This is a genomic window from Allobosea sp. TBD101, from assembly GCF_059817965.1.
Genome location: NZ_CM187543.1, coordinates 2,680,422 through 2,705,160, shown reverse-complemented (window position 1 = coordinate 2,705,160; position 24,739 = coordinate 2,680,422). Strand labels below are relative to the sequence as shown.

Here is a 24,739-nt window from a genome sequence, read left to right as displayed (position 1 = left end):
CGGCGCATGGGCATGGTCTGGAACATGATCGTTTCCCGATGGGACGAAGCGTCTGAACGCCCGGACAATCCGCAAGCCGCGCGCCATCAGACCGCTGCCGCACCGTCAAGAACCTGCGGATTGAGGCTTTCCCCGCGGCAGGCTCTTGGCTAGAAGCGCCCTATCCATCCCGCCCCGCCTCTCCCGGAGCCTGCCATGACCGCGATCATCGACATCATCGGACGCCAGATCCTCGATTCCCGCGGCAATCCGACGGTCGAGGTCGATGTCGTGCTGGAAGACGGCTCGATGGGCCGCGCCGCCGTTCCGTCGGGCGCCTCGACCGGCGCGCATGAGGCGGTCGAGCTGCGCGACGGCGACAAGTCCCGCTATGGCGGCAAGGGCGTGCTCAAGGCGGTCGAGGCGGTGAACGTCGCCATCGCCGAGGCGATCGTCGCCATGGACGCCGAGGACCAGACCGCAATCGACCAGGTGATGATCGAGCTCGACGGCACGCCGAACAAGTCGAAGCTCGGCGCCAACGCCATCCTCGGCGTCTCGCTCGCCGTCGCCAAGGCCGCGGCCGAAGCCTCCGGCCTGCCGCTCTACCGCTATGTCGGCGGCACCTCGGCCCGCGTCCTGCCCGTGCCGATGATGAACATCGTCAATGGCGGCGCCCATGCCGACAACCCGATCGACTTCCAGGAATTCATGGTCATGCCGATCGGCGCGACCTCCTTCGCCGAAGGCCTGCGCATGGGCGCGGAGATCTTCCACACCCTGAAGAAGAAGCTGCACGACGCCGGCCACAACACCAATGTCGGCGACGAGGGCGGCTTCGCCCCGAACATCAAGTCGGCCGAGGCTGCGCTCGACTTCGTCATGCAGGCGATCGAGACCGCCGGCTACAAGCCGGGCCAGGACGTCGCGCTGGCGCTCGACTGCGCCGCGACCGAGTTCTTCAAGGACGGTTCCTACGTCTACGAAGGCGAGCGCAAGACCCGCGATCCGAAGGCCCAGGCCAAGTATCTCGCCAAGCTTGTCGGCAACTACCCGATCGTCTCGATCGAGGACGGCATGGCCGAGGATGACTGGGAGGGTTGGAAGGCGCTGACCGATCTCGTCGGCTCGAAGTGCCAGCTCGTCGGCGACGATCTCTTCGTCACCAACGTCACCCGCCTGTCGCAGGGCATCAAGAGCAAGACGGCGAACTCGATCCTGGTCAAGGTCAACCAGATCGGCTCCCTGACCGAGACGCTGGCCGCCGTCGAGATGGCGCAGCGCGCCGGCTATACCGCCGTGATGTCGCACCGCTCGGGCGAGACCGAGGATGCGACCATCGCCGACCTCGCCGTCGCCACCAATTGCGGGCAGATCAAGACCGGCTCGCTCGCCCGCTCGGACCGGACCGCGAAGTACAACCAGCTCCTGCGCATCGAGGAAGAGCTGGGCGCGCAAGCCGTCTATGCCGGCCGCAACGCGCTGAAGGCTCTGGCCTGATCGATAAGTCTCAAGCTGCCGCGCTCACCAGCGCGGCAGCAGGCCGTTCGCTTGCGTCAGGGTCCATGACCCTGCCGCCTGCACGCTTCCGGCAGCACCGGACACCACATCGACAACTTTCATCGCCGGCGCGACCACAAGCTGCCGCAGCGATGTATCGCCGGCCTCGCCGCCTGACGCTTCCATCGCCTGCGCCGTATCCACGCTGGCCATGGCCGCCGGAGGCAGGATCACCAGCGGCGCGGCCGCCCCCTGCCCTTTCTTCTCGGACAGCACCGCCAGACGACGCGGCGGCAGCGTAACCGCGCTGGCTACGGCCGGCGCCTTCGCTTGAGCAACGACCGTCCGGGGCGGGGTCCAATCACCCTGCTCCGGCCATGCGAGCGTCATCGGCATCGCCAGGGCGGCCGGCGTGAGCGGGCGCCCCACCGAGAAATCCTCCTCGCCGACCGATGCGAATTCCGCCAACCGGTCGCCGATCTTGCCATCGCGCAGCAGGGTCAGGGTCGATGCCCTGGCGCGATCGGGCGCCGCATCGGACATGAGCGTCGGCACCATCACGAGCAAGGCGGTCGCCGTGGCGACGCCCAACGTCAGCAGGAGATCGCCCCCCAACCTGGCCGCCATCGTGGTCGGGGCGGGAAAATCAGAATCTGTCGGCATCGGTTGCGCTCCACATTGCTGCGCCCCTTGCATGTTGCCGCGCAAGCAAGCCGTCGCGTCTGGGCGCCAGCAGGGCCGAAACGGGGCGCAAATACGGTCTGCCGCGGCACGCGCGGGCGCCATGCGTGCCGCCCCGTAACCGGCCCGGTGGCGCGGCGGTAGAGAGAGGCCATGGATCAGATCGCTCCCGCTGCCCTGCACGAGACGGATGCGAGGGTGCGCCGCCGCAAGCGCCTCGCGGCGCTCGGCATGCTGCTGGCCGTGCTGATCTACGGCTCGAATTTCGTCATCAGCCGCCATGCCGTCCTGAACGGATTGACCCAGCATGACCTGATGGCGCTGCGCTTCGCCACCGCCGGCCTGCTGCTCTTGCCGATCTTCCTGCGGCCGGGCCTGGCCTCCTGCGGCGGTGTCGGCTGGAAGCGCGGTCTCTGGCTGACGCTGAGCAGCGGCTTCCCGATGACCTATCTGATGCTGACCGGTCTCACCATGGCGCCCGCCGCGCACGGCGCCACCATCGGGCCGGGCACGGTGACGCTGATCGGCATCATCGGCTCGGTCGTGATGTTCGGCGCCGCCCTGACCGGGCGGCTCATGGTCGGCGTCGCCGGCGTGCTCGCCGGTCTGATCTGCCTCGGCATCGCCGGCAGCGCGGGCGCGAACGCCATGACCCTGCGCGGTGATCTCTGCTTTCTCGGCGTCGGCCTGCTCTGGGGCTTCTATCCCCTGATGATCCAGCGCTGGCAGGTCGACGGCCTGAACGCGACGGCGATCGTCTCGGTCCTGTCGCTCGTCTACCTGCCGGTCTATTTCCTGTTCTATTTCCGCGGCTTCGACGTCGCGCCCTGGTGGGTGCTCGCGCTCCACGGCTTCAACCAGGGCGTTCTCAACGTCATCGTCGGGCTCTGGGTCTGGGGCTGGGCGGCACATGTGCTGGGCCCGTCCGTGGTCGGGCGCTTCCCGCCGCTGATCCCGGTCACCGGCACGCTGCTCGCGATTCCCGCGCTGGGCGAAATCCCGTCCTCGCTTCAGCTCGTCGGCATCGTGCTGATCATCGGCGGCCTGTTCGTGGCATCATGGCGCCGACCGGCGCGCCAGCCCGAGCAGGATCAGGTTCCAGACAACCGCGATGGCGAGACCGAGGCCCAGCGCCGTCCATGAGCCCCAGGGCACGGCGGCGAGATGCACCGCCGCCAGCCCCAGCCCGGCTCCAAGCAACCCAAGCGCGCTGCTGCCGATGACCGCGGCCGCGGCCGGGCCACCTGCGCGGGTATGCAGGATGACGATCAGGCTCGACAGGATGATCGGCAGGCCAGCAAGGATGCCGGACCATTGCGGCCCAACGCGCTCGCTGAGGCCGGTCACGATACCGACCAGCGCCGCGACGCAAGCCGCGCGGATCGGAATGGCATGGCGCGAGATTCCGGCCGGCGGCTTGGCCCGGACCTTGAGATAAGGCCGCACGAGCAGGTGCACGACGAACAGGGCGAGCACCGTCAGCACCGTGAGCGGAACAACTGACAGCGCCATGCTGCGAATCACCAGCAGCAGCATCGTCCAGATCGCCAGCGCCCCTCCGAGGGAGACGAGCACGCCATGGCGCTGGGCGAGCAAGACATAGCTCAGCACGAAGCTGGCATGGGTCGCATTGGCATTCATCGTGCCGAGCGCGGCGCCCGCGATGAAGTCCGGGCCATGGTCGAGCGCCAGGAAGACGAGGACCGGTCCGAGCGAGATCGGCAGGGTCGCGATCATCGCCGCCATCAACGGCCCGGCGCGCTCGGCCAGCATCGAACAGCTCACGACCACGCAGGCCGCGAGCGTCATCTTGAGAGGCAGCAGGGCGAGGCCCGTGCTCAAGCCGGCTCGCCCCTTTCCCAGCCTTCGCGGGTCTCGGCGATGAAATCGTCGAGCCGCCCGGCAGCGATCGCGGCGCGCAGGCCCGCCATCAGATCCTGGTAATAGGCGAGGTTCACCCAGGTCAGCAGCATCTTGCCGAGCATTTCCTCAGCCTTGACGAGATGGTGCAGATAGGCGCGCGACCAGCGATTGGCGGCCGGGCAGGAGGATTGCTCGTCAATCGGGCGGGAATCCTCGGCGTGCTTGGCGTTCTTCAGGTTCATCCGGCCGAAGCGCGTGAAGATCTGGCCATGGCGGCCGGCGCGCGTCGGCATCACGCAATCGAACATGTCGATGCCGCGCGCCACCGATTTCACGATGTCGTCGGGCGTGCCGACGCCCATCAGGTAGCGCGGCTTCTCCTGCGGCAGATGCGGCTCGACCGTCTCGATCATCGCCAGCATGACGTCCTGCGGCTCGCCGACCGCCAACCCGCCGACCGCATAGCCCTTGAGGTCCATGGCGGCGAGCTCGCGCGCGCTCTCGACGCGCAGATGCGGCACGTCCCCACCCTGCACGATGCCGAACAGCGCCCGGCCCGGATGATCGCCGAACGCGGTCTTGCAGCGCTCGGCCCAGCGCAGCGACAGGCGCATCGCCTTCTCGGCGACCTTCTCCTCGCAGGGCAGCGCCACGCATTCGTCGAGCTGCATCACGATATCGGAGCCGAGCAGGTTCTGGATCTCGACCGAGCGCTCCGGCGTCAGCACATGCTTCGAGCCGTCGATATGGGAGCGGAAGGTCACGCCCTCCTCGGTCAGCTTCCGGAGCTGCGACAGCGACATCACCTGGAAGCCGCCGGAATCGGTCAGGATCGGGTGCGGCCAGTTCATGAACTTGTGCAGGCCGCCGAGCCGGGCGACGCGCTCGGCGCCGGGCCGCAGCATCAGGTGATAGGTGTTGCCGAGCACGACATCGGCGCCGAGCGCCCTCACCTGCTCGGGATACATGCCCTTGACGGTCGCGGCGGTGCCGACCGGCATGAAGGCCGGCGTGCGGATGACGCCGCGCGGCATGCTGATCGCGCCGGTGCGCGCGGCGCCGTCGCGGGCGGCGACCTTGAAGGTGAATTCGGGTGTGGCAGCGATCTCGGGCTGCGCGGGATGGGGCTGAACGGTCATGGCCTGCGAGGTAGCGCATCCCCCCGCTGGGCGAAAGGCCATGTACGCAGAAGCGCTCCGCTCAAGTCGCCTGTCGGCAAGCGGTCAGGCTCGGTACGATTGGCGCAGCGCAAAGACCAAAATCGCAACCGTCAGCCAAAGCCGCAGCGTCGCGAAGATCACGACGTAGCTGAGAGACAGCAGCGCCTTGACCCCGATGGGCACGCCCTGCCCCAGCCAGATATCGCGGATCCACAACCGGAACCAGCCTTGGATCGGCGCCAGGAGGATTGCGGAGGCACCAACCAGAAGAACGCCGGGCAGCAGCCAGCGAATGCGCCGCATGAACTCCCGCATGGCGCGAAAGAGACTCGGCTTCGCGCTCTCATCGACCTGCAGGACCATCAGCAGCACGATTGCGGCGACGAAACCGCTCCAGACGCGACCGGCATGCGTATGCTGATCGAACGCGATGCCATCGAAGCCGAGCATGAATGTCCCGGGCCGGGTGAATAGCCCCGATGCTGCCGCGGCCACCGTCGCCACGACCAGAAGTCCCAGTATGGGCAGCAGCACATGGCGCGTCATTCTGAGTTGCTGCGAGAACGCGAGCTGCCCCAGACCGGATTGACCGTCGCTGATCAGCACCATACGCCATGCCACGATCACGAATGCCAGCAGCAATGCGACATTCGCGATGATGAGCGCCGGCACAGCGATCAGCCCGCCCGCGAAGGCGACAATCCGCATTGACGCGGCCAGCATCAGCCACGGCACCGCCTCCATCTGGCGAAACGGACCGTAAGACACCGAGGGCAAAGCGCTGTGCGCCGGGGAACGTCGAACCAACATGGCTGCGCATCATAAGGCGCAACGTTCCAAGCAGCCCTTGCAGCAGCCACTAAAACTACGCAGGCGCTGCAAAGATCCGGATAACGCTTTCAGCGTTAGCTTCGCCCCAGCGCCGCCTCGTAGATCTCCGGCTTGAAGCCCACGATCGTCTTGCCTTTGCCGAGGTCGAGCACCGGCCGCTTGATCATCGAGGGCTGCGCCAACATCAGCGCGATCGCCCTCCCGGCATCGAGCCCCTGCTTCTCGGCGTCAGGCAGCGCGCGGAAGGTGGTTCCGGCGCGGTTCAGCACCGTCTCCCAGCCGTGCTCCTTGACCCAGCGTTCAAGCGAAGCCCGGTCGATCCCGCTCGACTTGTAGTCATGGAACGCGACCGCGACGCCGTGGCCATCGAGCCAGACGCGCGCCTTCTTCATCGTGTCGCAGTTCTTGATGCCGTAGATCGTGATAGCCACGTCGCGAACCTCTCAGGCCGGGCGCTTCGGGCTATCGAGGCCGCGCTGGACCGCGGGGCGCGACAGGCAGCGCTCCAGCCAGATCGGCACATGGGTCAGCTTGGAATAGTCGACGAGTTCGCCCGCGCCATAGAAGCCGACGAGATTGCGGACCCAGCCGAGGATCGCGATATCGGCGATGCTGTAGTCGTCGCCCATGATCCAGGTTCGGCTCGCCAGCCTGTCCTCGAGCACGCCGAGCAGGCGCTTGCTCTCGCTGGCATAACGGTCGCGCGGGCGCTTGTCCTCATATTCGCGGCCGGCGAATTTATGGAAGAAGCCGAGCTGGCCGAACATCGGGCCGATCGCCGCCATCTGGAAGAACACCCACTGGATGGTCTCGTAGCGGGCGGCGGGGTCCTTCGGCAGGAGCTTGCCGGTCTTCTCGGCGAGATAGAGCAGGATCGCGCCGGATTCCCACAGGCCGAACGGCTTTCCGTCCGGGCCGTTGGGATCGATGATCGCCGGAATCTTGCCGTTGGGATTCAGCGACAGGAATTCCGGCCCCCAGGTCTCGTTCTTGCCGATATCGATGAGATGCGGCTCGTAGGGCAGCTCCAGCTCCTCCAGCGCGATCGAGACCTTCACGCCGTTCGGAGTCGGCAGCGAATAGAGCTGGATGCGGTCGGGATGCGCGGCGGGCCAGCGCCTTGTGATCGGGAAAGCGGACAAGTCGGCCATGAGAGGCTCCGTCTGAATCGGATGAGGCTTCGGCCGCGAACGATAGAGCCGGCCGCGACCAAAGCAACGGGACACGACCCCGATTGCCGCAAGCCGGCCTTGCACGGCTGCATGGAAGTCAGTCCAGCGGCCAAGAGCCTAAAATCACGTACTCCCTGTTATCGATGCTCTCGATCAGGACGAACTCGCGCACCTGCCAGCTCAGCGGCGGCACATCGATCGGCTCCCGACGTTTCCGGTCGTAGAACATCGTCACATGCGGCCGGAAGCTCGACCCATCGACCTTGAGCCCGGCGCGTCGCAAGGCGTCGAGGAGCGTGCCGGACAAGCCGTTGGCGCCCGGCAAATCCTCACATGTCATCAGCGAAAACGCGTAGTTCGTAGGCTTACCGAAGCTTGCCGCTTGATTGAACATGACAGCGAAGGAGGTCTTCCGGATTGTCTTGGCGACCTGACGTGCCATCGCGATGCTCTGCCCGAACGGGCCGTCGGGGACCGCGATCCCCCGCAGGGTCACATGATACTTGTCGGGACCGCGCAGCGGCCTCCCAGGGTGAAGACGATAGTGCAGAGCGCGCGCAAGCTGGTCGATCTGCAGCCCAGCCTCCGCATCCGGGAGGAGCGCGAAGAAATAGCGGGGCGGGCGGCGGCCTTCTCGCGGCCGGAACTCTCGCCCACCGTCAAGGTCGAGAACGAGCTGCATGATCGCATCATAGAACAAAACAAGAACTTAACAAGGAGCGAGCCGACCAGCAAAATTCGCAAGGCTGCCAGTCGCCGCGACCGCCCTACCCGCGCTTGAGCACCACAGGCCCCGCGTCTAGGCTGCTTTCGGTGGCCGCACGGCCGCCGCTTGCGCCCCTCGCTCGGCGGGCGGCACGGATTCCTCTCCTGTCAGGCATTGGCTATGGCTTCCTCAGACGCACTCGCCGCGGTCTTCGACCATATCGAGACCAACCGCAGCGCCTTCCTCGACCGCCTCATCGCGTATCTGCGCCATCCCAGCATCAGCGCCGAGAATATCGGTATCGCCGAGGTCGGCCTGCTGCTCGTCGACATGCTCACGGAGATCGGCCTCGAGACCAGCCTGATCCCGACCGAAGGCCATCCGGTCGTCGTCGCGCGCTGGGAGAAGGCGCCGGGCAAGCCGACCGTGCTGCTCTACGGCCATTACGACGTGCAGCCGCCGGACCCGCTCGACAAATGGGTCTCGCCGCCCTTCGAGCCGACGATCCGCGACGGCCGGCTCTATGCGCGCGGCGTCGGCGACAACAAGGGCCAGCATTTCGCCCAGATCCTCGCGATCGAATCCCACCTCAAGGTCCATGGCGAATTGCCCTGCAACGTCATCCTCGTGCTTGAGGGCGAAGAGGAGATCGGCAGCCCGAACATCGCCGGCTTCGTCCGCGCCAACCCGCATCTGCTGAAGGCCGACCTCGCCGTCACCGCCGACGGCCCGCGCCATGCCAGCGGCGCGCCCTCGATCAAGTTCGGCTCGCGCGGCGTCGTCTCCTTCGACCTGCGCTGCCGCCATGCCAGCCGCGACGTCCATTCCGGCAATTTCGGCGGCGTCGTGCCGAACCCGATCTGGACGCTGGTCCATCTCCTCGCGACGATGAAGAACCCCGAAGGCGAGATCACCATCGACGGACTCCATGACGACATCGAGCCGCCGACGGCGGAGGAGCTGGAAGCGGTCGAGCACCTGCCTCTGGACATCGAGGCCTTCAAGAAGGGGGTCGGGCTCACCCGCCTCGATGCGCCCGCGGATCGCCCGTTCTACGAGCGCCTCTGCTTCCGGCCGACGCTGACCATCAACGGCTTCCATGGCGGCTATGGCGGGCCGGGCACCAAGACCGTGCTGCCGAACGAGGCGCTGGTGAAATGCGACATCCGCCTCGTCGAAGCGCAGGACCCGGAGGACATCCTGCGCAAGGTCCGGGCGCACGTCGAAAAGCACGCGCCCGAAGTCGAGTTCATCTGCGAAGAGAAGGGCATGCAGCCCTCCAAGACCTCGATCGCCTCGCCCTATACCGCGCCGCTGCGCCGCGCCTTCGTCGCCGCGCAGGGCGAAGAGCCTCTGCTGATCCCGGCCGGCTTCGGCAGCCTGCCGAACTACGTCTTCACCAAGATCCTGGGCATCCCGGCCTTCGTGACGCCCTATGCCAATCACGACGAAGCCAACCACGCCCCCAACGAGAACATGACGCTGGACTGCTTCTACAGCGGCCTGCGCACGGGTGCGGCCCTGCTGCACGAACTCGGCCAGCTCGGAAAGCCGGTCTGAGGCAGGCGTCACGGTACGCCGTCATGGTCGGGCTTGTCCCGACCATCCACGTCTTCGCTGGGCGAAGGCCGTGGTCAAGACGTGGATGCTCGCCACAAGGGCGAGCATGACGCTCCGACCAGAAACGTGGGTCATCCCGGACAAGCCGCAAAGCGGCGCCGATCCGGGATCTATGCCGGAACCTTCATCAGGAGCGCTCCGGAATGGATCCCGGGCCTCCGCTTCGCTCCGCCCGGGACGACGGCGTGGTTCCGGTGAAAATCTGGAGGAGCTACCTGCCCTGCCAATTCGGCGTCCGCTTGCCCAGGAAGGCTTCCATGCCCTCGCGGAAATCGGCGCTGGTGTAGCAGAGCGTCACCAGATCATGGCCGTCGATCCCTGAAGCGGTCGCGGCCGTCAGGCGGCGCATCGCTTCCTTGGTCGCGCGCATCGTCAGGGGCGCATGGCCGGCGATGATCACTGCCAGTTCGCGCGCTCGGCGCATCAGCGCCTCGTGATCCGGCACCAGCTCATTATAGAGCCCGATGCGCGCGCCCTCCTCCGCCTCGACCAGCCGGGCGGTGAAGACGATGTCCTTGACCCGCGCCGGGCCGAGAATGGCGTAGAGCCGCCCGTAATTCTCCATCGACAGGCAGTTGCCGAGCGTGCGCGCGATTGGGAATCCGAAGCGCGCCGTCTCCGTCGCGATGCGCAGGTCGCAGGCGAGCCCGATCGCCGCACCGCCACCCGTGAAGGCGCCGGAGATCGCGGCAATTGTCGGCACAGGGCAGCTTTCGATCGTACCGATCACGGTCTCGATCCGCTCCTCATAGGCCAGCGCATCCTCGGCGCTGGAGAAGGAGCGGAACTGGGCGATGTCTGTGCCGGCCGCAAAGGCCTTGTCGCCCGCCCCGGTCATGACGATGACGCGTGGATCGCCATGCGCGGCCGGGTCACGGCAGATCTCGGCGATGCGCTCGTACATGGCGAAGGTCAGCGCGTTGCGCGCCTGGGGCCGGTTGAGCGTGATCGTGCCGACCCCGCCCTCGACCGCATACAGGATTTCGTCGTTCACGCAGGCTCTCCGTCAGATCACGCCATCGGCCCGCAAGCGCGCGAGCCCGGCTTCGTCATAGCCGAGATCGGCCAGAATCTCGTCGTTGTGGGCGCCGGCCGCAGGCGTCGGCGTCGCGACATCGGCCGGCGTCCGCGACAGCGTCACCGGCTGGCCGATCAGCCGGATATCGCCAAGCTCGGGATGGCTCACCGGCTTGGCGATGCCGAGATGGCGCACCTGCGGGTCCTCGAACATCTCGTCGACCGCATAGATCGGCCCGGCCGGCACGCTGTTGCGCTCCATCGCCTCCAGCCAATCGGCGCTGTCGGCAGCAGCGAAGATGTCCTCGATCAGCTCCCGCAGTTCCGGCCGACGGGCGAAGCGCTTCTCCGTGCTGTCATAGCGGGCATCGGCGCCCCATTCCGGTCGCCCGATCGCCCGGCAGAACGAGCGCCACTGCTCCTCGCCGCCAACGCCGAGATTGATCGCGCCGTCGCGCGTCCGGTAGACGCCCATCGGCGTCTGGTAGGGGTGGTCGTTGCCGGATTGCGGCGGCACCGAGCCCTCGACGAGATAGCGCGCGGCCTGGAAATCCATCATCGCGATCTGGGCCTCGAGCAGCGAGGTCTGCACCCATTGCCCCTTGCCCGAGACCGCCCGCTCCTGCAGCGCGACCAGCGCGCCGACCGCGCCATAGAGCCCGGCCGAGGAATCGGCGAGCGCGATTCCGGCCCGCACCGGCCCCTGACCGGGCAGGCCGGTCACCGACATCATCCCGCCCATGCCCTGCGCGATCTGGTCGAAGCCGGCGCGCGTCCGGTACGGACCGGACTGGCCGAAGCCGGAAATCGAAACCAGGATCAGGCGCGGATTGCGCGCATGCAGCGTCTCGAAATCGAGTCCGAGCCGCTCCTTCACGTCTGGCCGGAAGTTCTCGACGACGAGATCGGCCTCGTCGATGAGCTTCATCAGGATCGCCTTGCCTTCGGGCGTCTTGAGGTTCAGCGCCAGCGAGCGCTTGTTGCGATGCAGGTTCTGCATGTCGTAGCCGAGGCGCGGCCCGCTCATGTTCTCGTTGGGGTCGAGCCCCGGCGGGCTCTCGACCTTGATTACGTCGGCCCCGAAATCGGCGAAGACGCGCACGCAGGTCGGCCCCGCCCGCACCCGCGTCAGGTCCAGCACCTTGAGCCCGGCAAGCGCGGTGGACGGTCTCGGCTGCGGCATCGGTCTTCGCTCCCTCTCGGAGCGAACTATCCGGTACGGTACGCGGCGCGGTCAATGGCAGGGCGCATGCTGCATGCAGGAGCCAAGCGCATGGCGAACCACCCTTGTCATTCCGGGGCGCGCCGCAGGCGCGAACCCGGAACCCACGACTGGGTGGGACATGGAGTATTCGGTTGCCGGCCGCTCGCCCGGTCGTGGGTTCCGGGTTCTTCGCTTACGCGAAGCCCCGGAATGACAAGGGGAGAGGCCCTAGACCGCTCCCGTTGAACCGTTGCGCGGCGCCGCTACGCCATCGCCCGCGCCGCCTCTCGCACCGCCGCCAGCGTCGCATCGACCACAGCCGCATCATGCTCCGACGACACGAACCAGGCGCCGCGCTCCAGCACGCGCACGCCGCGCTTGAGCAGTTCATGGGCGAAGCGGCTATAGGCGGCCTTGTCGGCGCGCGCGACGTCCCGGTAGTTCCGCGCCGGGGCGTCGAGCCCGAAGGCGACATGGAACATCAGCGGGAAACCGGCGACCTGCGCCTTGATGCCCGCCTCCTTCAGGATCGTGCGGATCCCGTCCTGCAGGCGCTGGCCATGGACGGAACTGCGCTCGTAGTGCTCCGGCGTCAGCGCCTTCTGGGTCGCGACGAGCGCCGCCATAGCCACCGGCTGGGCGTTGAAGGTGCCGCCATGCAGCACGCCATCGGCGAAGAGGTCGAGCAGGTCGGCCCGGCCCGCGATCGCCGCGACCGGGAAGCCGTTGGCGATGGCCTTCGCCATCAGGGTGAGATCGGGCGTCACGCCGAAGCGCTCCTGCGCCCCGCCGCGCCCCAGCCGGAAACCGGTGATGACCTCGTCGAAGATGAGGATCGCGCCATGTTTGCGGCAGGCCGCTAGCGCGCCTTCCAGATAGCCCGGTGCCGGCGCGATGGCGCCCTGGTTGCACATCGCCGGCTCCATCAGCACGGCAGCGACATCGCCCTTCGCGAGGCGCGCTTCCAGCGCCGCGAGATCGTTCCAGCCGAGGATCGAGAGCCCCTCGCCCGCCTCCGGATCCTGCCCCTTGCTGCCGATCACCGGTGTCGGCGCCTCCTCGGGACCTGCCGCATTCAGCCCCGGCGCGGTCGACCACAGGATGTTGTCGAACCAGCCGTGATAATGGCCCTCGAACTTGACGATGGTGCGCTTACCGGTGGCGGCGCGCGCCAAGCGCATCGCAGCCTGCGCCACCTCCGAGCCGGATGAGCCGAAGCGCAGCCTTTCCGCCGAGGGAATGCGCTCGCAGATCAATTGCGCGGCTTCCGCCTCGATCGGCATCTGGCCGGCGAAGAGGATACCTTTCTCAGCCTGGCGCTTCACCGCCTCGATGACGGGTGCCGGCGTATGGCCGAGCACGGTCGCGCCCATGCCGCAGTAATAGTCGATGATCCGGTTACCGTCGGCATCGATGAGATAGGCGCCCTCGCCGCGCTCGAAGACGAGCGGCCCGGGCTGCATGCCCAGCCGGAAATTGCTGTTCACGCCGCCGGCGATGAAACGCGCATTCGCCGCGATCTGCCGGGCGGATTCGTCAAAGCGCAGAGCGCCCGCCTGCTGGCTGCCATTGCCTGTCACTGCGTTGCCTCCTGCTGTTGTCCCGACCAGACCAGACCGCTCGCTCCGCGTAAAGGAACAGTGGTTTCGCCTTGCGGAATTCGTCAGGGTTAGCCATGCTGGCTCTCGAGCGAGCCCGACCAGCGGAGCGGCCATGCCCAGGAAAACCGACAACCCCTATGTCGTGCAGCCGGTGATGAAGGCGCTGAAGGTGCTGGAGCTGGTCGCCCGCCACGGTCATGAGATCGCGCTCACCGCCGTCAGCAAGGAGCTCAAGATCCCGAAGACGACGACCTTCCGCTATCTGCAGACGCTGACCGCCGCCGGCTTCCTCGACCACAACCGCGCGACCGACCGCTATAATCTCGGGCCGCAACTGCGCGCCATCGCCCGCGCCGATGCCAGCGTCAGCAAGGTCCGCGAACTCGCCCGCCCGGCGATGATCGAATTGATGCAGGAGTTCAACGAGACCGTGAACCTCGCCGTGAAAGGCAACGGCAGGGTCGTCTATATCGACCTGATCGAGGCCAACCGCTCGCTGCGCATGCAGGCCCGCATCGGCGAGAGCCATCCGATGCATTCGACCGCGCTCGGCAAGGCGATCCTCGCCTTCCTGCCCGAGGCGGAGCGGCAAAGGCAGCTCGACCTGCCGCTCACCGAGCGCACCGGCCGCACGCTGCTGGAGCGCGAGGAGATCGAGCGCCAGCTCCGGCAGGTCGCCCGCACCGGCTATGCCACGGAGATGGGTGAGAACGAGGACGGCGCCATGTGCGTCGGCGTGCCGATCCTCGACGAGGACGGCTACCCCGTCGCGGCGCTGAGCGTCTCCGCGCCGCTGATGCGGATGCCGCATTCGCTGGCCGCCAAGGTCGGCACGCGGTTGCGCGAGGTCGCGGCCGGCATTTCGACCCATCTCGGCTCGCGCCCGACCGCGGACCTGCGCTAGAGCGCTCATCGGTATTCGATCCGCGGGTCGATCCAGGCATAGAGCATGTCGACCGTGAGGTTGATCAGCATATAGGCGACCAGGATCACCAGGATGCAGCCCTGAAGCAGGGGGTAGTCGCGGGTGGTGATCGCCTGGATCAGCAGGCGCCCGAGCCCCGGATAGGTGAAGACCGCCTCCGTCACCACGGCGCCGCCGATGAAGTTCGCCATCATCAGCCCGACGATGGTGACGAAGGGCAGGAGCGCATTGCGCATGATATGCAGGCCGACGATGCGGTTCTCCGGTACGCCCTTGGCGCGGGCGGTGCGGACGTAATCGGCCCGCGCCTCGCCGATCAGCGAGGCCCGCAGGAAGCGCGCCAGGATGCCCGAGACATAGGTTCCGAGCGTGATCGCCGGCAGCGCGAGGCTGCGCAGCGCATCGACCGGCGACTCCCAGAACGGAACATGGCGCGAGGCAGATGGCAGCCAGCGCAGTTCCACCGCGAAGAGCAGGATCAAGAGAATGCCGAGCCAGAAGGTCGGCACGCCCAGCGCGAGCGCGCTCCAACCGCTGAGCAACCGGTCGAGCCAGGAATTCGGCCGCACCGCGCTCGCGATCGCCACGGGAATGCCGATGATAAGCGCAACGAAAATCGCCGCCAGCGCGAGTTGCAGTGTCGCCGGCATGCGCTCGCCGATCAGTTGGACAACCGGCTGGCGGCTGTGCAGCGAGAGCCCGAAATCGCCCATCATCGCCCTGCCGAGCCAGTCGGCGTATTGCACCACCATCGGCCGGTCGAGCCCGTAGCGCTGGATCGCGGCGGCGATCTCCTCGGGTCCGGCATTCTCGCCGACGATCACCGCGACCGGTCCGCCCGGAACGGCATAGATCATCGCGAAGATCGCGAAGGAGGCGATCAGCAGCACCGGCAGCATCTGGAAGAGGCGGCGCAGAACATAGGCCGTCATCGCCGCCCCCCGATCGTCTCGCCGCTCGCATCGGTCCCGTCGCGGTCGAGGATCGCGGTCAGCGCCCGGCCGATCGTATCGAGCGACAGGATCGTCAGCGTCAGCACGATACCGGGCAGAACCGCATAGGTCGGTGCCTCGTAGAGGTAGGATTTGCCGGTGCGCAGCATCTCGCCCCAGCTCGGCGTCGGCGGCGGCACGCCGACCCCGAGGAAGGCCAAAGCCGCCTCCAGCAGGATCGCGATCGAGGCCAGCACGATCGCCTGCACCACCAACGGACTCAAGGCGTTAGGCAGGATCGTTCGAAACATGATGTAGCCGGGGCTGCCGCCGAAGCCGCGCACCGCCGTAACGAAATCGAGCTGGCGCAAGGCCATGACCTGCGCCCGCGCGATACGAGCGAAACCCGGGATTCCGGCAATGCCGACCGCGATCAGTGCCGCGCCCTGGCTGCGTCCGAGCACGGCGATCAGCGCCATCGCGAACAGGATGTTCGGCAGCGCCAGCAGCACGTCGATGCAGCGCATCAGGAGTGAATCGCGCCAGTCGCCATAGAAGCCGGCAGCGAGCCCGATCGGCACGCCGACCAGCGCCGCAATGATGACCGCGCCGGCCGCCGTGAACAGTGAGGTTCGCGCGCCATAGATGACGCGCGCCAGGATATCGCGGCCGAGTTCGTCCGTGCCGAACCAGTTCTCGGCCGAGGGCGGCAATAGCGAGGCCGCCACGCTCTGCGACAGCGGATCGAAAGGCAGCACGGTCGCAAAACCCGCCGCCAGCGCCACCAACGCGAGGAAACCGAGCCCCAGCGCCGCGCCGCGCCGGGCAATCAGCCGGCGCAACAGGGCTTTGAGTCGGGCAAGCGTCTCCGTCATCGCCGGGCGCCGCACTGGCGCCGCCCGGCCCCGTCAAGCCGTGTCATTTGAAGCCGATGGTGCGCGCGATGAAGAGGTTGTCCATATCGAGCGTCACGCCGCCGATCTTGTCGGAGGCCACGATCAGGCCGACATCGTAGGAATTGGTGGGGATGCCGAAGGCCTCCTCGACCAGAACCTTGTTGAGGTTGTCATAGGCCGCCTTGACCTCGGCCGCGCCGCCCGACGTGGCATCGACCCTGGCGATCGCCGCGACATAGTCGGGATGCGGATGCGGGTCCTTCAGGACCGGATTGCCCGAGGTGCGGTAGATCGAGTTGGTGGCGACACGCGACGGGAACTTCTGGATATTGCCGACCGCGCCGAAGGTCGCCGCGAAATCGCCGCCGAGAAGCGCGGTGACGTATTCCGCGCCCTGCCGCATGTCGAGCTCGACGGGGATGCCGATCTTTTGCAGCGAGCCTTGCACGATCTGGCTGATCGCCACCGAAGGCTCGTCGCTGCCATTGACCAGGAGCTTCCAGTTCTTGATCTCGTCGGCGGAGAGCCCGGACGCGGCGATCAGCTTCTTCGCCTTCTCCAGGTCATAGGCATAGGTCGCGTTGTAGCTCTCGTCATAGGCCGGGCTCGCCGGCGCCCAGGGCAGGGCCACGACCTTGCCCATGCCGGCATAGCCGACCCGCAGGATGCTCGCCCGGTCCATCAGATGGTTGAAGGCCTGCCGGAACGCCTTGTTGCGGAACGGCCCGCGCGTCGAGTTGATGCGGAAGACCTGTACCAGCGGCCCCGGCCCGGCGAAGACCTGGAAGCCGGCATTCTTGAGCCGCACCGCGCTGCGCGAGGAGCCGTTATAGACGATGTCGACCGCGCCCGATTCCAGCGCCGCGCTGGCGGAAGCGTCCTCACTGAACACCGTGAAGACGAGGTCCTGCACGATCGGCTGCTTCTCGCGCCAGTATTTCGGGTTGGCCTTGAGCGTCAGGCTCTGGCCGACGGCGCGGTTGACCAGCGTGTACGGCCCAGTGCCGGCCGGCACGGTCTCGACCGTGTCGATGCCCTTCGGGTCGATCGGGATCAGGAATTGCAGCAGGTCGAGCATCTGCCGCTCGGGCACCGGCGCCTTGAAGTTGATCGTCACGGTGGAATCGTCCGGTGCCGACCAGTCCTTGACGATCGACATGGTCGCGAAGACGTTCTTGCCGCGTTTGGGATCGGCGCCCTTCTGGAGGGTCGCCAACACGGAATCCGCCTTGAACGGCGTGCCGCTATGGAAGGTCACGCCACTGCGCAGCTTCAGCGTCACCGCGGTCTTGTCAGGCGCGATCGTCCATGCCGTCGCCAGGCTCGGCTCCGGTTTCCCCTCCGGCGTGTATTCGATCAGGCTGTCATAGAGGTTCTTGATGACGTGGAAATTCACCGTCGAGAGCTGCTGCGGATCGTAGTTCGCCAGCTCGCTCAGCACGGCGACGCGCAGTCTCCCGCCCTTGAGCTGCTGGGCGGAAGCCGGGAGGGCTCCCGCCAGGGATACGCCCGCCAGCGCAAGGCCGGCCATGCCGAATTGACGTCGCGACAGCTTTGTCATCGCTTTCCCCTCTTGTTGTGTTGGTTTCGTCTCAGCGCGTCCCCGCTCCCGGCTGGGACGAGTGTGCCCGCCAGTCGCTTATTGTCTCCAACGGATAGACCGGGCGCGGAATCCGCTGCCACGGCAAGGTGAACACGTCCGATTGCCCCGGCCCGCGCGTATCGGCACGGACGAGCCCGGAGGCGATGCGGTCGAAATACTGGAAGTTCGAGGCCGTCTTGAGCACGGCCATCTTGTAGTCGGAGAGGTCGATGCCGAAGGCCTCGTAGACATCGGGCACATTGCCGGCGACGCCACGCAGTTCCGAGATGAGGAGCGTCACCGGCCCGACATCGAAGACCGCGACGCGGCCCATGTCGACCTCGGGCTGATGATTGAACTTCAGCGGGATCGATCCGCCGCCGAGCTTCCTGACCCGCCCCGTTACCATCAGCGGCTTGAAGAAGGCGGTCGCCGCATCGCCCCCGAGCGGCAGCGTCACCTCGGCGCCCTCGCCCGCCGCCGTCAGCGTCGCGACGGCCTTGGGCGAGATCAGCGGGATCAGCGCCTTGCTCCTGATGCCGAGCCGCAGCATCGATTCCAGCAGCAGGTTGCTGTCGCCCGCCGCGCCACCGAAGACGGTGTCGCCGGTATCGCTGACCACGACCATGCCGCGCTCGGCCGCATCGGCCTTGCGCACGGCATCGTCGATGGAGACCGCCTCGCGAATCTGGAAATCGTCGCGCATCGACCAGGCGAGATCGGCGAGTTCGTCCGCGAGTTTCTCGGCCAGCGACTGATCGCCATCGGTGACCACGATCGTCGACCAGCCGCCCTCGGCGACATCGAGCCAGGGCTGCATCGGATAGTTTGAGGCCTGCAACACGCGCCGGTCCGCCTCGATGGCACGGGCCCGGTCGAACCAGATTTTCATCGGCCCCTTCGAGGTCAGGAACTGCTCCTGATGCGACAGCAGCGGGATCTTGCGCCAGGCCATGACTGGCTTGCACTTCTCGGTGAGGATGCGCAGCAGCACCTCGGTCCCGACCTTGCCGGTGTCGAACACGTCGTGCGGCTGGGTGCGGTGGCCGACGATGGCCGTGCAATTGGCCATGATCTTGTGGGTGACATTGGCGTGGTGATCGAGCCCGAGCAGGATCGGCACGTCCGGCCCGAGGATCTTGCGGCAGAGCTCGGCCTGCTCGCCCTCGACATCGTCGATGCCCTCGGCCGCGCAGGCGCCGTGCAGATGCAGGACCAGCCCGTCGATCGGCCCGACCGTTTCCAAGCCAGCCCGGATCTTCGCCTGGAAGAAGTCGAAAGCCTCGCGCGAGATGCGCCCGCCCGCCACGGCCCAGGCGCGGATGATCGGGATCGTCTCGATGGCGAGCCCGCTCTCCTTCACCGCCGCGTAATGTCCGCCGATCTGGCCGATCTCGCCGAACTGCCGGGCGATCTCCTCGCCCTCGACCAGGCCGAACGCCTCGAAATCGGCAAGCGTCGTCAGCAGCGGATTGAAGTCGTTCGTCTCCTGAACGATGTGGATCAACGCCAGACGCACGGGCATCCTCCCGGATTGCGACCGCTGCTCCGGCCGATGCCGGGCGAAGCGGTTTCTCGGACTTCAGGGCATCGTTCCGGGCCACTTCTTCAGCCCGGCCTCATCGTCAAAAGCCTAGTTGCGCCAGATATTTCGCGTCAAGGATTGGATGTTCCATCTGAAGGAACACGCTCGACCTCCCCCGAAAGAAGCGATGTCATCCCGGGCGACCGAAGGGAGACCCGGGATCCATTCCGGAACCTTCATCGGAAATGCTCAGAAATGGATCCCGGATCTTCGCTTCGCTCCGTCCGGGATGACCGGGCGATAAGATTGAGAACTCGCAATTCAAGCGATCGCTCACGCCGCCTCTCGTCCTGCTCCCTTCGGCCAGTAGCGACAGGAGACGCCGTGCCCCGGCACGACCTCATGCCATTCGGGCGTCCCCGCCCGCGCGTGATCGACGCCATGGACGCAAGCCCCGCCGTCGCCGTCGAGGAAGCGCAGATCGGGCGGCGGGCGTCGGAGCCGCTCGCGCTGGAGCACGGGATCGGGCACCGGCACCGCATCGAGCAGGAGCTGCGTGTAGGGATGGGCCGGGCTGTCATAGACTTGGGCTGCGCTGCCCATCTCGACGATGCGCCCGCGGAACATCACGGCGACGCGATGCGCCATCTCCCGGACGATGGCGAGGTCATGCGCAATGAAGAGATAGGACAAGCCGAGCTTCTCCTGCAGCGATTGCAGCAGCGTGACGATCTGCGCCTGCGTCCGCACATCGAGCGCCGAGACCGGCTCGTCGCAGACGACGAAATCGGGATTGACCGCCAAGGCGCGGGCAATGACGACGCGCTGGCGCTGCCCACCGGAGAATTCGTGCGGATAGCGCCGCATCACCAACGGATCGAGATTGACCAGTTCCAGCAGCTCCGCGACGCGCTCGTGGATGCGGTTCGCCGGCACCGTGCGATGCACCTGCAAGGGCTCGCTCAGGATCTGCCCGATGGTCATGCGCGGATGCAGGCTGGAATAGGGGTTCTGCAGCACGAACTGCATATGCCGGCGCATCCGGCGCAATTCGCCGGAGCGCATGGTCGTCAGCTCCTGCCCCATCAGCCGGACCGAGCCCTCGCTCGCCTTCTGGAGCTGGAGGATGGCACGCCCGGCCGTGGTCTTGCCGGATCCGGACTGGCCGACGAGCCCGAGCGTCTGCCCCGGCGCGATCTCGAAGGAGAGGCGCTCGACCGCTTTGACCGGCGGAGCTCCACGCCGCGCCGGAAACAGCACCGAAAGATCGCGAACCTGCAGCAGCGGCTCCGTCATCGCACAGCCCCCGCCCCTTGCAGGCGCGGCACGGCATCGAGCAGCGCCCGCGTATAGGCATGCTGCGGCCGTGCGAACACATCATCGACAGGCCCGGCCTCGACGATCTCGCCGCGATACATCACGTTCACCCGGTCGACCATGCCGGCGACGACGCCGAAATCATGGGTGATCAGCATCAGCGCCATGCCGCGCTCTTCCCTGAGCCGCAGCAGCAGGCGCAGGATCTGCGCCTGCACGGTGACGTCGAGCGCCGTGGTCGGCTCGTCGGCGATCAACAGGTCCGGCTCGCAGGAAATCGCGATCGCGATCAGCACCCGCTGGCGCTGCCCGCCCGAGAACTGGTGCGGGAAATCGTCGATCCGCCGTGCCGGGTCGGGAATGCCGACGAGGTCGAGCAGCTCGACGCTGCGCGCGCGCGCGTCCCTCACAGAGAGGCCGAGATGGCGGCGGAGCATGTCGCTCATCTGCGCGCCGATGCTCATCACCGGGTTGAGCGAGGTCATCGGGTCCTGGAAGACCATCGCGATGCGCCGGCCGCGCAGATCGCGCATCTCGTCCTCACCGAGCCCGAGCAGTTCCTGCCCCCAGAAGGCAACGGAGCCGCCGAGCCCGATCGAGGCGCCCTCGGGCGCCAGTCGCATCAGCGCCTTGGCGGTGACGCTCTTGCCGCAGCCGGATTCGCCGACGAAGCCGACCGCCTCGTCGGCATTGATGTCGAAGGAGATGCCGCGCACCGCCTGGATCACCTCGCGACGCGTGGTCACGGTCGCGGTCAGGTCGCGCACCCTGAGCAGCGGGCCGGTCATCGCACGCTCCCCACATCCAGAACCTCGCGCAAGCCATTGGCGATGATGATGAAGGTCAGCGTCGCGAAGACGATTGCCAAAGCCGGGCCGACCACGGTCAAGGGCGCGAGCTCCATGAACTGGCGGGCTTCCGAGAGCATGCCGCCCCAGTTCGGATCGGGCGGCGGTGGGCCGAGGCCGAGGAACGACAGCGCCGTCACCGTGAAGATCGTCTGGGACAGCGTCAGGCTCGTCGCGACGAGGATCGGCGAGACCACGATCGGCAGGATATGGCGCAGCACGAGCCTGATCTCGCTCATGCCCACGCTGCGCGCCGCCTCGACATGGTCCCATTGCTTGACGCTGAGCACCGGCGCCCTGACCACCCGCGCCATGGCCGGCGTGTAGACGATCGCGATGGTCAGGATCAGGTTCGGCACGGTCGGGCCCAGCGCTGCCACCACCGCGATCGCCAGCAGCAGCACCGGGAAGGCGAAGACGACATCAAGCAGGCGCATGATGATCTCGTCGGTGCGCCCGCCCATGTAGCCGGCCGCGAGCCCGAGGATCAGTCCGGCCACCAGCGCGATCAGCACGGCCGAGACCGTGATCAGCAGCGTCGTCCGGCCGCCGACGATCAGGCGGCTCAGCACATCGCGCCCGATCGAATCCGTGCCGAGCCAATGCGCGGCGCTCGCAGGCGCGAGCGAATCCGGCGAGGTGGCGGAAGGGTTATAAGGCGCGACCAGCGGCGCAAAGATCGTCAGCACCAGCATCGCTGCCAGCATGGCGAGCCCGACGCCGAGCAGGAGCCAGCCCTGCGTGATCCCGGTTCTCTTGCGCGCCGCAGCCACCGGCGCGCTGTCTTGCACGGCGCCGCTCACATCTGCACCCGTGCGTCGACGCGGGCATAGGCGATGTCGATCATCGTATTGACCAGCACGACGATCCCGGCCGCGACCAGCACGATCGCCTGGATCACCGGATAGTCGCGGCTGTTGATGGAATCGAACAGGTACTGCCCCATGCCGGGAATGGCAAAGATGGTCTCGACCAGGATGCTGCCGCCGAGCAGCGCCGCGATCTTGAGGCCCGCTGCGGTGATCACCGGGGTCAGCGCATTGCGCATCAGGTAGTCGCGCAGGATCGCGGCCGGCGTCAGTCCCTTGGCGCGGGCGACCATGACGAAATCCTGGTTGGCAACCTCGAGCACGGCAGCGCGGGTGTTCTCCGCGATCGTCACGGAGACCGCGAGCGCCAGCGCGAAGGCCGGCAGCAGCAGGCTGGCGAGATTGCCGAGCGGTCTCTCAAGAAAGGGCGTGTAGCCGAGCACGGTGATCTCCGGGAAGTAGAGCCCGAAGAGCAGCACGATCAGCGTCGCCACGACATAGTTCGGCACCGCCAGCATCAGCCCGTTCCAGAGCCGGACCAGCCAGTCGGTCGCGCCGCGCAAGCGCGCCGCTGCCAGCCCGGAGGCGACCCCCATCACCGCTGCAATGACGGCGGCGAGCAATGTGAGCTGGATGGTGACGATGAGCCGGTTCAGCAATTCGCCGAGTACCGGCTGGCGGGTGACGAAGGACTTGCCGAAATCGCCGGTCAGCGCCGCGCCGAGCCAGCTCAGATATTGCGCCATCAGCGGCTGGTCGAGGCCGAGGTCGCGCCGGATCGTCGCTAGAACCTCCGGCGCGACGCTCTGCGAGCCCGCCGCCGCGATGGCGAAATCGCCGGGAATGGCCCGCATCAGCATGAAGGCGACGAAGGAGACGCCGAGCAGGATCGCAGCCATCCAGGCAAGACGCCCGAGGACGAAGCGCGTCATCGACAGACCTCCGCCGGAAGGCGGCAGGCCGGACCTATTTTTTTAGCCATGTCGTACGCACGAAGGAGCGGATATTCGCGGCGAGCGGCACATAGCCCTGCACATGGTTCCACCAGATCTCCCAGCGCAGCGGGTACTGGTAGATCTGGATGACATAGGCGTTGTCGGCGATGCGCTTCTGGATCGCCTGGTTCTTCGCTGCACGCTTGGACACGTCGAGCTCGGCTCGCGCCTCGGCGACCATCTTGTCGAGCTCGGGATCGTTCGAGCCCATCGCCTTGCCGTAGCCACTGGTCGAGACGATGTACTGGAAAATGCCGTCCGGATCGGGCGTCCAGGACAACGCGACCGAGAGCAGCGTCGGCCAGTCGCCGCTCGCCCATTTCGCGAGAAGCGGAGCGGTCTCCATCGGCACCAGTTTCACGGTGATGCCGGCCGCCTGCCATTGCTGCTGCAGGATCTGCGCGCAGGCGACGTCGAGCGGATTGGCCGCGACGACGATATAGTCGCCGAGATCGATCCCGTTGGGATAGCCGGCCTCGGCCAGCAGCGCCTTCGCCGCCACCGGATCATGCTTGTAGTATGGCAATTCACCGGTGCCGTCATAGCCGCCGACCTGGCTTTCCGGGATCATCGCACCAACCTTGCCGGCGCCGCCGAGCACGGTGTCGAGGCAGGCCTTGCGATCGGTCGCGAGGCTGAGCGCACGACGCACCTTCACGTCGTTGAGGGGCTTGGCCTTCATGTTCAGCCAGATTGGGAAGGTCCGAGAGGTCTGGCCCGGCGCCGACACGAAGTTGGATGAGGCGCGCGAGATCGCGGTCGCGACCTTCGGGTCCTTCACCCAGGTCATGTCGATGGCGCGCGAGCGCAGCGCCGAGGTCAGCGTCGCCTGGTCCTTGTAGAACTTGAAGATCACCTTCGCGAGATAGGGCTCGCCCTTCTCGTAGTAGCCGTCGAAGCGCGTCAGCGAGAATTGCTGGTTCGGCTGATAGGCCTCGAAGGCGAAGGGCCCGGTGCCGACCGGCTGGGTGACGAGGTTCTCGACGCCGGCCGGCACGATCGCGCCGTTGGGATTGCTGGCGAGATTGCTGAGGAAGGCCGCATCCGTCGCGTTGAGCTGGAACTTGACCGTGAAGGGGTCGACCACCGTCACCGACTCGACGCTGGAATAGAGCGCCCTGAGCCGGCTGCCCGTCGCCGGGTTCATGATCCGGTCGAAGGTGTGCTTCACGTCGGCAGCGGAGAAATCCTTGCCGTTATGGAATTTCACGCCCTGCCTGAGCTTGAAGACATAAGTCTTCGGATCGGGCTGCTCATAGCCCGTCGCCAGATCGGGCTCGACCTTCATCTGGGCGTTCCAGCGCAGCAGCCCGGTATAGAGCAGGCTGGTGAAGTCGAAGGACGAGAAGGCGTTGACCGTGACCGGGTCGAGCCCGATCGGATCGGCATCGGCGCCGATCGTCAGCGTGCCACCGGCAACCGGCGTCTGCGCCGATGCGAAGCTGCTCCACAGGCCGGGCGCGGCCAGCGCCGCGCCACCCGCCGTCAGCAATTGCAGCAGCCTGCGGCGCCGCAGGCCCTGCACGGCGAGATCAGGCTCATCGGCCATCGGGAATGACGGTGTCGTCACGAACGA

General features: G+C 66.9%; 23 protein-coding genes. 4 read left to right on the top strand and 19 right to left on the bottom strand.

The window, feature by feature from the left end:
- Window positions 1–195 precede the first annotated feature (195 nt).
- On the top strand, window positions 196–1,479 hold the full coding sequence (gene eno / locus AC6RIC_RS13245; RefSeq protein ID WP_499736486.1) for a phosphopyruvate hydratase: 1,284 nt from the start codon (window positions 196–198) through the stop codon (window positions 1,477–1,479).
- A 24-nt stretch (window positions 1,480–1,503) separates the two neighbouring features.
- Here eno and AC6RIC_RS13240 read toward each other — a convergent pair whose 3' ends face one another.
- Entirely contained in the window at window positions 1,504–2,142 is a 639-nt protein-coding gene (locus AC6RIC_RS13240) for a hypothetical protein (RefSeq protein WP_499736485.1), read from the bottom strand.
- A 171-nt stretch (window positions 2,143–2,313) separates the two neighbouring features.
- On the opposite strand from AC6RIC_RS13240, the gene AC6RIC_RS13235 reads away from it, so the two are divergent.
- Entirely contained in the window at window positions 2,314–3,303 is a 990-nt protein-coding gene (locus tag AC6RIC_RS13235) for a DMT family transporter (protein WP_499736484.1), read from the top strand.
- Here AC6RIC_RS13235 and AC6RIC_RS13230 read toward each other — a convergent pair.
- The 6 genes from AC6RIC_RS13230 to AC6RIC_RS13205 all read right to left on the bottom strand — a co-directional run bounded on the left by AC6RIC_RS13230 (window position 3,217) and on the right by AC6RIC_RS13205 (window position 7,868).
- Window positions 3,217–4,002, bottom strand: a complete 786-nt coding sequence (locus AC6RIC_RS13230) for a hypothetical protein (RefSeq protein WP_499736483.1) — start codon at window positions 4,000–4,002, stop codon at window positions 3,217–3,219. The two genes, AC6RIC_RS13235 and AC6RIC_RS13230, sit on opposite strands and share 87 nt — an antisense overlap.
- Window positions 3,999–5,162 carry a tRNA guanosine(34) transglycosylase Tgt gene (tgt, locus tag AC6RIC_RS13225; protein WP_499736482.1) on the bottom strand — a complete coding sequence of 388 codons (1,164 nt, stop codon included), beginning with the start codon at window positions 5,160–5,162 and terminating at the stop codon, window positions 3,999–4,001. Before tgt ends, AC6RIC_RS13230 begins: the two co-directional genes overlap by 4 nt.
- Before the next feature lie 84 nt (window positions 5,163–5,246).
- A complete protein-coding gene (locus AC6RIC_RS13220; RefSeq protein WP_499736481.1) occupies window positions 5,247–5,993 on the bottom strand; it encodes a hypothetical protein in 747 nt (248 codons plus the stop codon).
- A 95-nt stretch (window positions 5,994–6,088) separates the two neighbouring features.
- Window positions 6,089–6,445 (bottom strand): ArsC family reductase, encoded by a 357-nt coding sequence (locus tag AC6RIC_RS13215; RefSeq protein ID WP_499736480.1) that lies wholly within the window; start codon window positions 6,443–6,445, stop codon window positions 6,089–6,091.
- A 12-nt stretch (window positions 6,446–6,457) separates the two neighbouring features.
- Complete coding sequence (locus AC6RIC_RS13210) at window positions 6,458–7,165, bottom strand: glutathione S-transferase N-terminal domain-containing protein (protein ID WP_499736479.1); 708 nt, start codon at window positions 7,163–7,165, stop codon at window positions 6,458–6,460.
- Between the two features lie 118 nt (window positions 7,166–7,283).
- Window positions 7,284–7,868: a 2'-5' RNA ligase family protein gene (locus tag AC6RIC_RS13205; protein WP_499736478.1), complete on the bottom strand. Its 585-nt coding sequence runs from the start codon at window positions 7,866–7,868 to the stop codon at window positions 7,284–7,286.
- 204 nt (window positions 7,869–8,072) lie between these two features.
- Between AC6RIC_RS13205 and AC6RIC_RS13200 the strand changes: the two genes are divergently transcribed.
- Window positions 8,073–9,452 carry a M20/M25/M40 family metallo-hydrolase gene (locus AC6RIC_RS13200; protein ID WP_499736477.1) on the top strand — a complete coding sequence of 460 codons (1,380 nt, stop codon included), beginning with the start codon at window positions 8,073–8,075 and terminating at the stop codon, window positions 9,450–9,452.
- A 271-nt stretch (window positions 9,453–9,723) separates the two neighbouring features.
- Here AC6RIC_RS13200 and AC6RIC_RS13195 read toward each other — a convergent pair whose 3' ends face one another.
- From AC6RIC_RS13195 to AC6RIC_RS13185, 3 genes are all read right to left on the bottom strand, one after another.
- Entirely contained in the window at window positions 9,724–10,506 is a 783-nt protein-coding gene (locus AC6RIC_RS13195; RefSeq protein WP_499736476.1) for an enoyl-CoA hydratase/isomerase family protein, read from the bottom strand.
- A gap of 12 nt (window positions 10,507–10,518) precedes the next feature.
- Window positions 10,519–11,712, bottom strand: coding sequence for a CaiB/BaiF CoA transferase family protein (locus AC6RIC_RS13190; protein WP_499736475.1), 1,194 nt, complete (start codon window positions 11,710–11,712; stop codon window positions 10,519–10,521).
- Between the two features lie 284 nt (window positions 11,713–11,996).
- Window positions 11,997–13,313, bottom strand: a complete 1,317-nt coding sequence (locus AC6RIC_RS13185) for an aspartate aminotransferase family protein (protein WP_499736474.1) — start codon at window positions 13,311–13,313, stop codon at window positions 11,997–11,999.
- A 133-nt stretch (window positions 13,314–13,446) separates the two neighbouring features.
- Between AC6RIC_RS13185 and AC6RIC_RS13180 the strand changes: the two genes are divergently transcribed.
- Window positions 13,447–14,238 carry an IclR family transcriptional regulator gene (locus AC6RIC_RS13180; RefSeq protein WP_293808767.1) on the top strand — a complete coding sequence of 264 codons (792 nt, stop codon included), beginning with the start codon at window positions 13,447–13,449 and terminating at the stop codon, window positions 14,236–14,238.
- A 5-nt stretch (window positions 14,239–14,243) separates the two neighbouring features.
- On the opposite strand, the gene AC6RIC_RS13175 is transcribed toward AC6RIC_RS13180, so the two are convergent.
- The 9 genes from AC6RIC_RS13175 to AC6RIC_RS13135 form a co-directional block, all read right to left on the bottom strand.
- Window positions 14,244–15,191, bottom strand: coding sequence for an ABC transporter permease (locus AC6RIC_RS13175; RefSeq protein WP_499736473.1), 948 nt, complete (start codon window positions 15,189–15,191; stop codon window positions 14,244–14,246).
- Window positions 15,188–16,066 carry an ABC transporter permease gene (locus tag AC6RIC_RS13170; protein ID WP_454656694.1) on the bottom strand — a complete coding sequence of 293 codons (879 nt, stop codon included), beginning with the start codon at window positions 16,064–16,066 and terminating at the stop codon, window positions 15,188–15,190. The genes AC6RIC_RS13175 and AC6RIC_RS13170 overlap by 4 nt, the downstream gene beginning before the upstream one ends.
- A gap of 43 nt (window positions 16,067–16,109) precedes the next feature.
- Window positions 16,110–17,648, bottom strand: coding sequence for an ABC transporter substrate-binding protein (locus AC6RIC_RS13165; protein ID WP_499736472.1), 1,539 nt, complete (start codon window positions 17,646–17,648; stop codon window positions 16,110–16,112).
- Between the two features lie 31 nt (window positions 17,649–17,679).
- Window positions 17,680–19,188 carry a M81 family metallopeptidase gene (locus tag AC6RIC_RS13160; RefSeq protein WP_499736471.1) on the bottom strand — a complete coding sequence of 503 codons (1,509 nt, stop codon included), beginning with the start codon at window positions 19,186–19,188 and terminating at the stop codon, window positions 17,680–17,682.
- 339 nt (window positions 19,189–19,527) lie between these two features.
- Complete coding sequence (locus AC6RIC_RS13155; protein ID WP_454656691.1) at window positions 19,528–20,490, bottom strand: ABC transporter ATP-binding protein; 963 nt, start codon at window positions 20,488–20,490, stop codon at window positions 19,528–19,530.
- Window positions 20,487–21,299: an ABC transporter ATP-binding protein gene (locus AC6RIC_RS13150; RefSeq protein WP_454656690.1), complete on the bottom strand. Its 813-nt coding sequence runs from the start codon at window positions 21,297–21,299 to the stop codon at window positions 20,487–20,489. The genes AC6RIC_RS13155 and AC6RIC_RS13150 overlap by 4 nt, the downstream gene beginning before the upstream one ends.
- Complete coding sequence (locus AC6RIC_RS13145) at window positions 21,296–22,150, bottom strand: ABC transporter permease (RefSeq protein WP_454656689.1); 855 nt, start codon at window positions 22,148–22,150, stop codon at window positions 21,296–21,298. Before AC6RIC_RS13145 ends, AC6RIC_RS13150 begins: the two co-directional genes overlap by 4 nt.
- Window positions 22,151–22,158: 8 nt before the next feature.
- On the bottom strand, window positions 22,159–23,100 hold the full coding sequence (locus AC6RIC_RS13140) for an ABC transporter permease (RefSeq protein WP_499736470.1): 942 nt from the start codon (window positions 23,098–23,100) through the stop codon (window positions 22,159–22,161).
- A 34-nt stretch (window positions 23,101–23,134) separates the two neighbouring features.
- Window positions 23,135–24,733, bottom strand: coding sequence for an ABC transporter substrate-binding protein (locus tag AC6RIC_RS13135; protein ID WP_499736469.1), 1,599 nt, complete (start codon window positions 24,731–24,733; stop codon window positions 23,135–23,137).
- Between the last annotated feature and the right edge of the window lie 6 nt (window positions 24,734–24,739).

What these genes read in the sequence shown, in the direction of transcription:
- AC6RIC_RS13170 (WP_454656694.1), bottom strand. Translation starts at nt 16,066, where the DNA reads ATGACGGAGACGCTTGCCCGACTCAAAGCCCTGTTGCGCCGGCTGATT.
- AC6RIC_RS13220 (WP_499736481.1), bottom strand. Translation starts at nt 5,993, where the DNA reads ATGTTGGTTCGACGTTCCCCGGCGCACAGCGCTTTGCCCTCGGTGTCT.
- AC6RIC_RS13140 (WP_499736470.1), bottom strand. Translation starts at nt 23,100, where the DNA reads ATGACGCGCTTCGTCCTCGGGCGTCTTGCCTGGATGGCTGCGATCCTG.
- tgt (WP_499736482.1), bottom strand. Translation starts at nt 5,162, where the DNA reads ATGACCGTTCAGCCCCATCCCGCGCAGCCCGAGATCGCTGCCACACCC.
- AC6RIC_RS13175 (WP_499736473.1), bottom strand. Translation starts at nt 15,191, where the DNA reads ATGACGGCCTATGTTCTGCGCCGCCTCTTCCAGATGCTGCCGGTGCTG.
- AC6RIC_RS13155 (WP_454656691.1), bottom strand. Translation starts at nt 20,490, where the DNA reads ATGACGGAGCCGCTGCTGCAGGTTCGCGATCTTTCGGTGCTGTTTCCG.
- AC6RIC_RS13205 (WP_499736478.1), bottom strand. Translation starts at nt 7,868, where the DNA reads ATGCAGCTCGTTCTCGACCTTGACGGTGGGCGAGAGTTCCGGCCGCGA.
- AC6RIC_RS13190 (WP_499736475.1), bottom strand. Translation starts at nt 11,712, where the DNA reads ATGCCGCAGCCGAGACCGTCCACCGCGCTTGCCGGGCTCAAGGTGCTG.
- AC6RIC_RS13200 (WP_499736477.1), top strand. Translation starts at nt 8,073, where the DNA reads ATGGCTTCCTCAGACGCACTCGCCGCGGTCTTCGACCATATCGAGACC.
- eno (WP_499736486.1), top strand. Translation starts at nt 196, where the DNA reads ATGACCGCGATCATCGACATCATCGGACGCCAGATCCTCGATTCCCGC.
- AC6RIC_RS13165 (WP_499736472.1), bottom strand. Translation starts at nt 17,648, where the DNA reads ATGACAAAGCTGTCGCGACGTCAATTCGGCATGGCCGGCCTTGCGCTG.
- AC6RIC_RS13240 (WP_499736485.1), bottom strand. Translation starts at nt 2,142, where the DNA reads ATGCCGACAGATTCTGATTTTCCCGCCCCGACCACGATGGCGGCCAGG.
- AC6RIC_RS13210 (WP_499736479.1), bottom strand. Translation starts at nt 7,165, where the DNA reads ATGGCCGACTTGTCCGCTTTCCCGATCACAAGGCGCTGGCCCGCCGCG.
- AC6RIC_RS13180 (WP_293808767.1), top strand. Translation starts at nt 13,447, where the DNA reads ATGCCCAGGAAAACCGACAACCCCTATGTCGTGCAGCCGGTGATGAAG.
- AC6RIC_RS13235 (WP_499736484.1), top strand. Translation starts at nt 2,314, where the DNA reads ATGGATCAGATCGCTCCCGCTGCCCTGCACGAGACGGATGCGAGGGTG.
- AC6RIC_RS13150 (WP_454656690.1), bottom strand. Translation starts at nt 21,299, where the DNA reads ATGACCGGCCCGCTGCTCAGGGTGCGCGACCTGACCGCGACCGTGACC.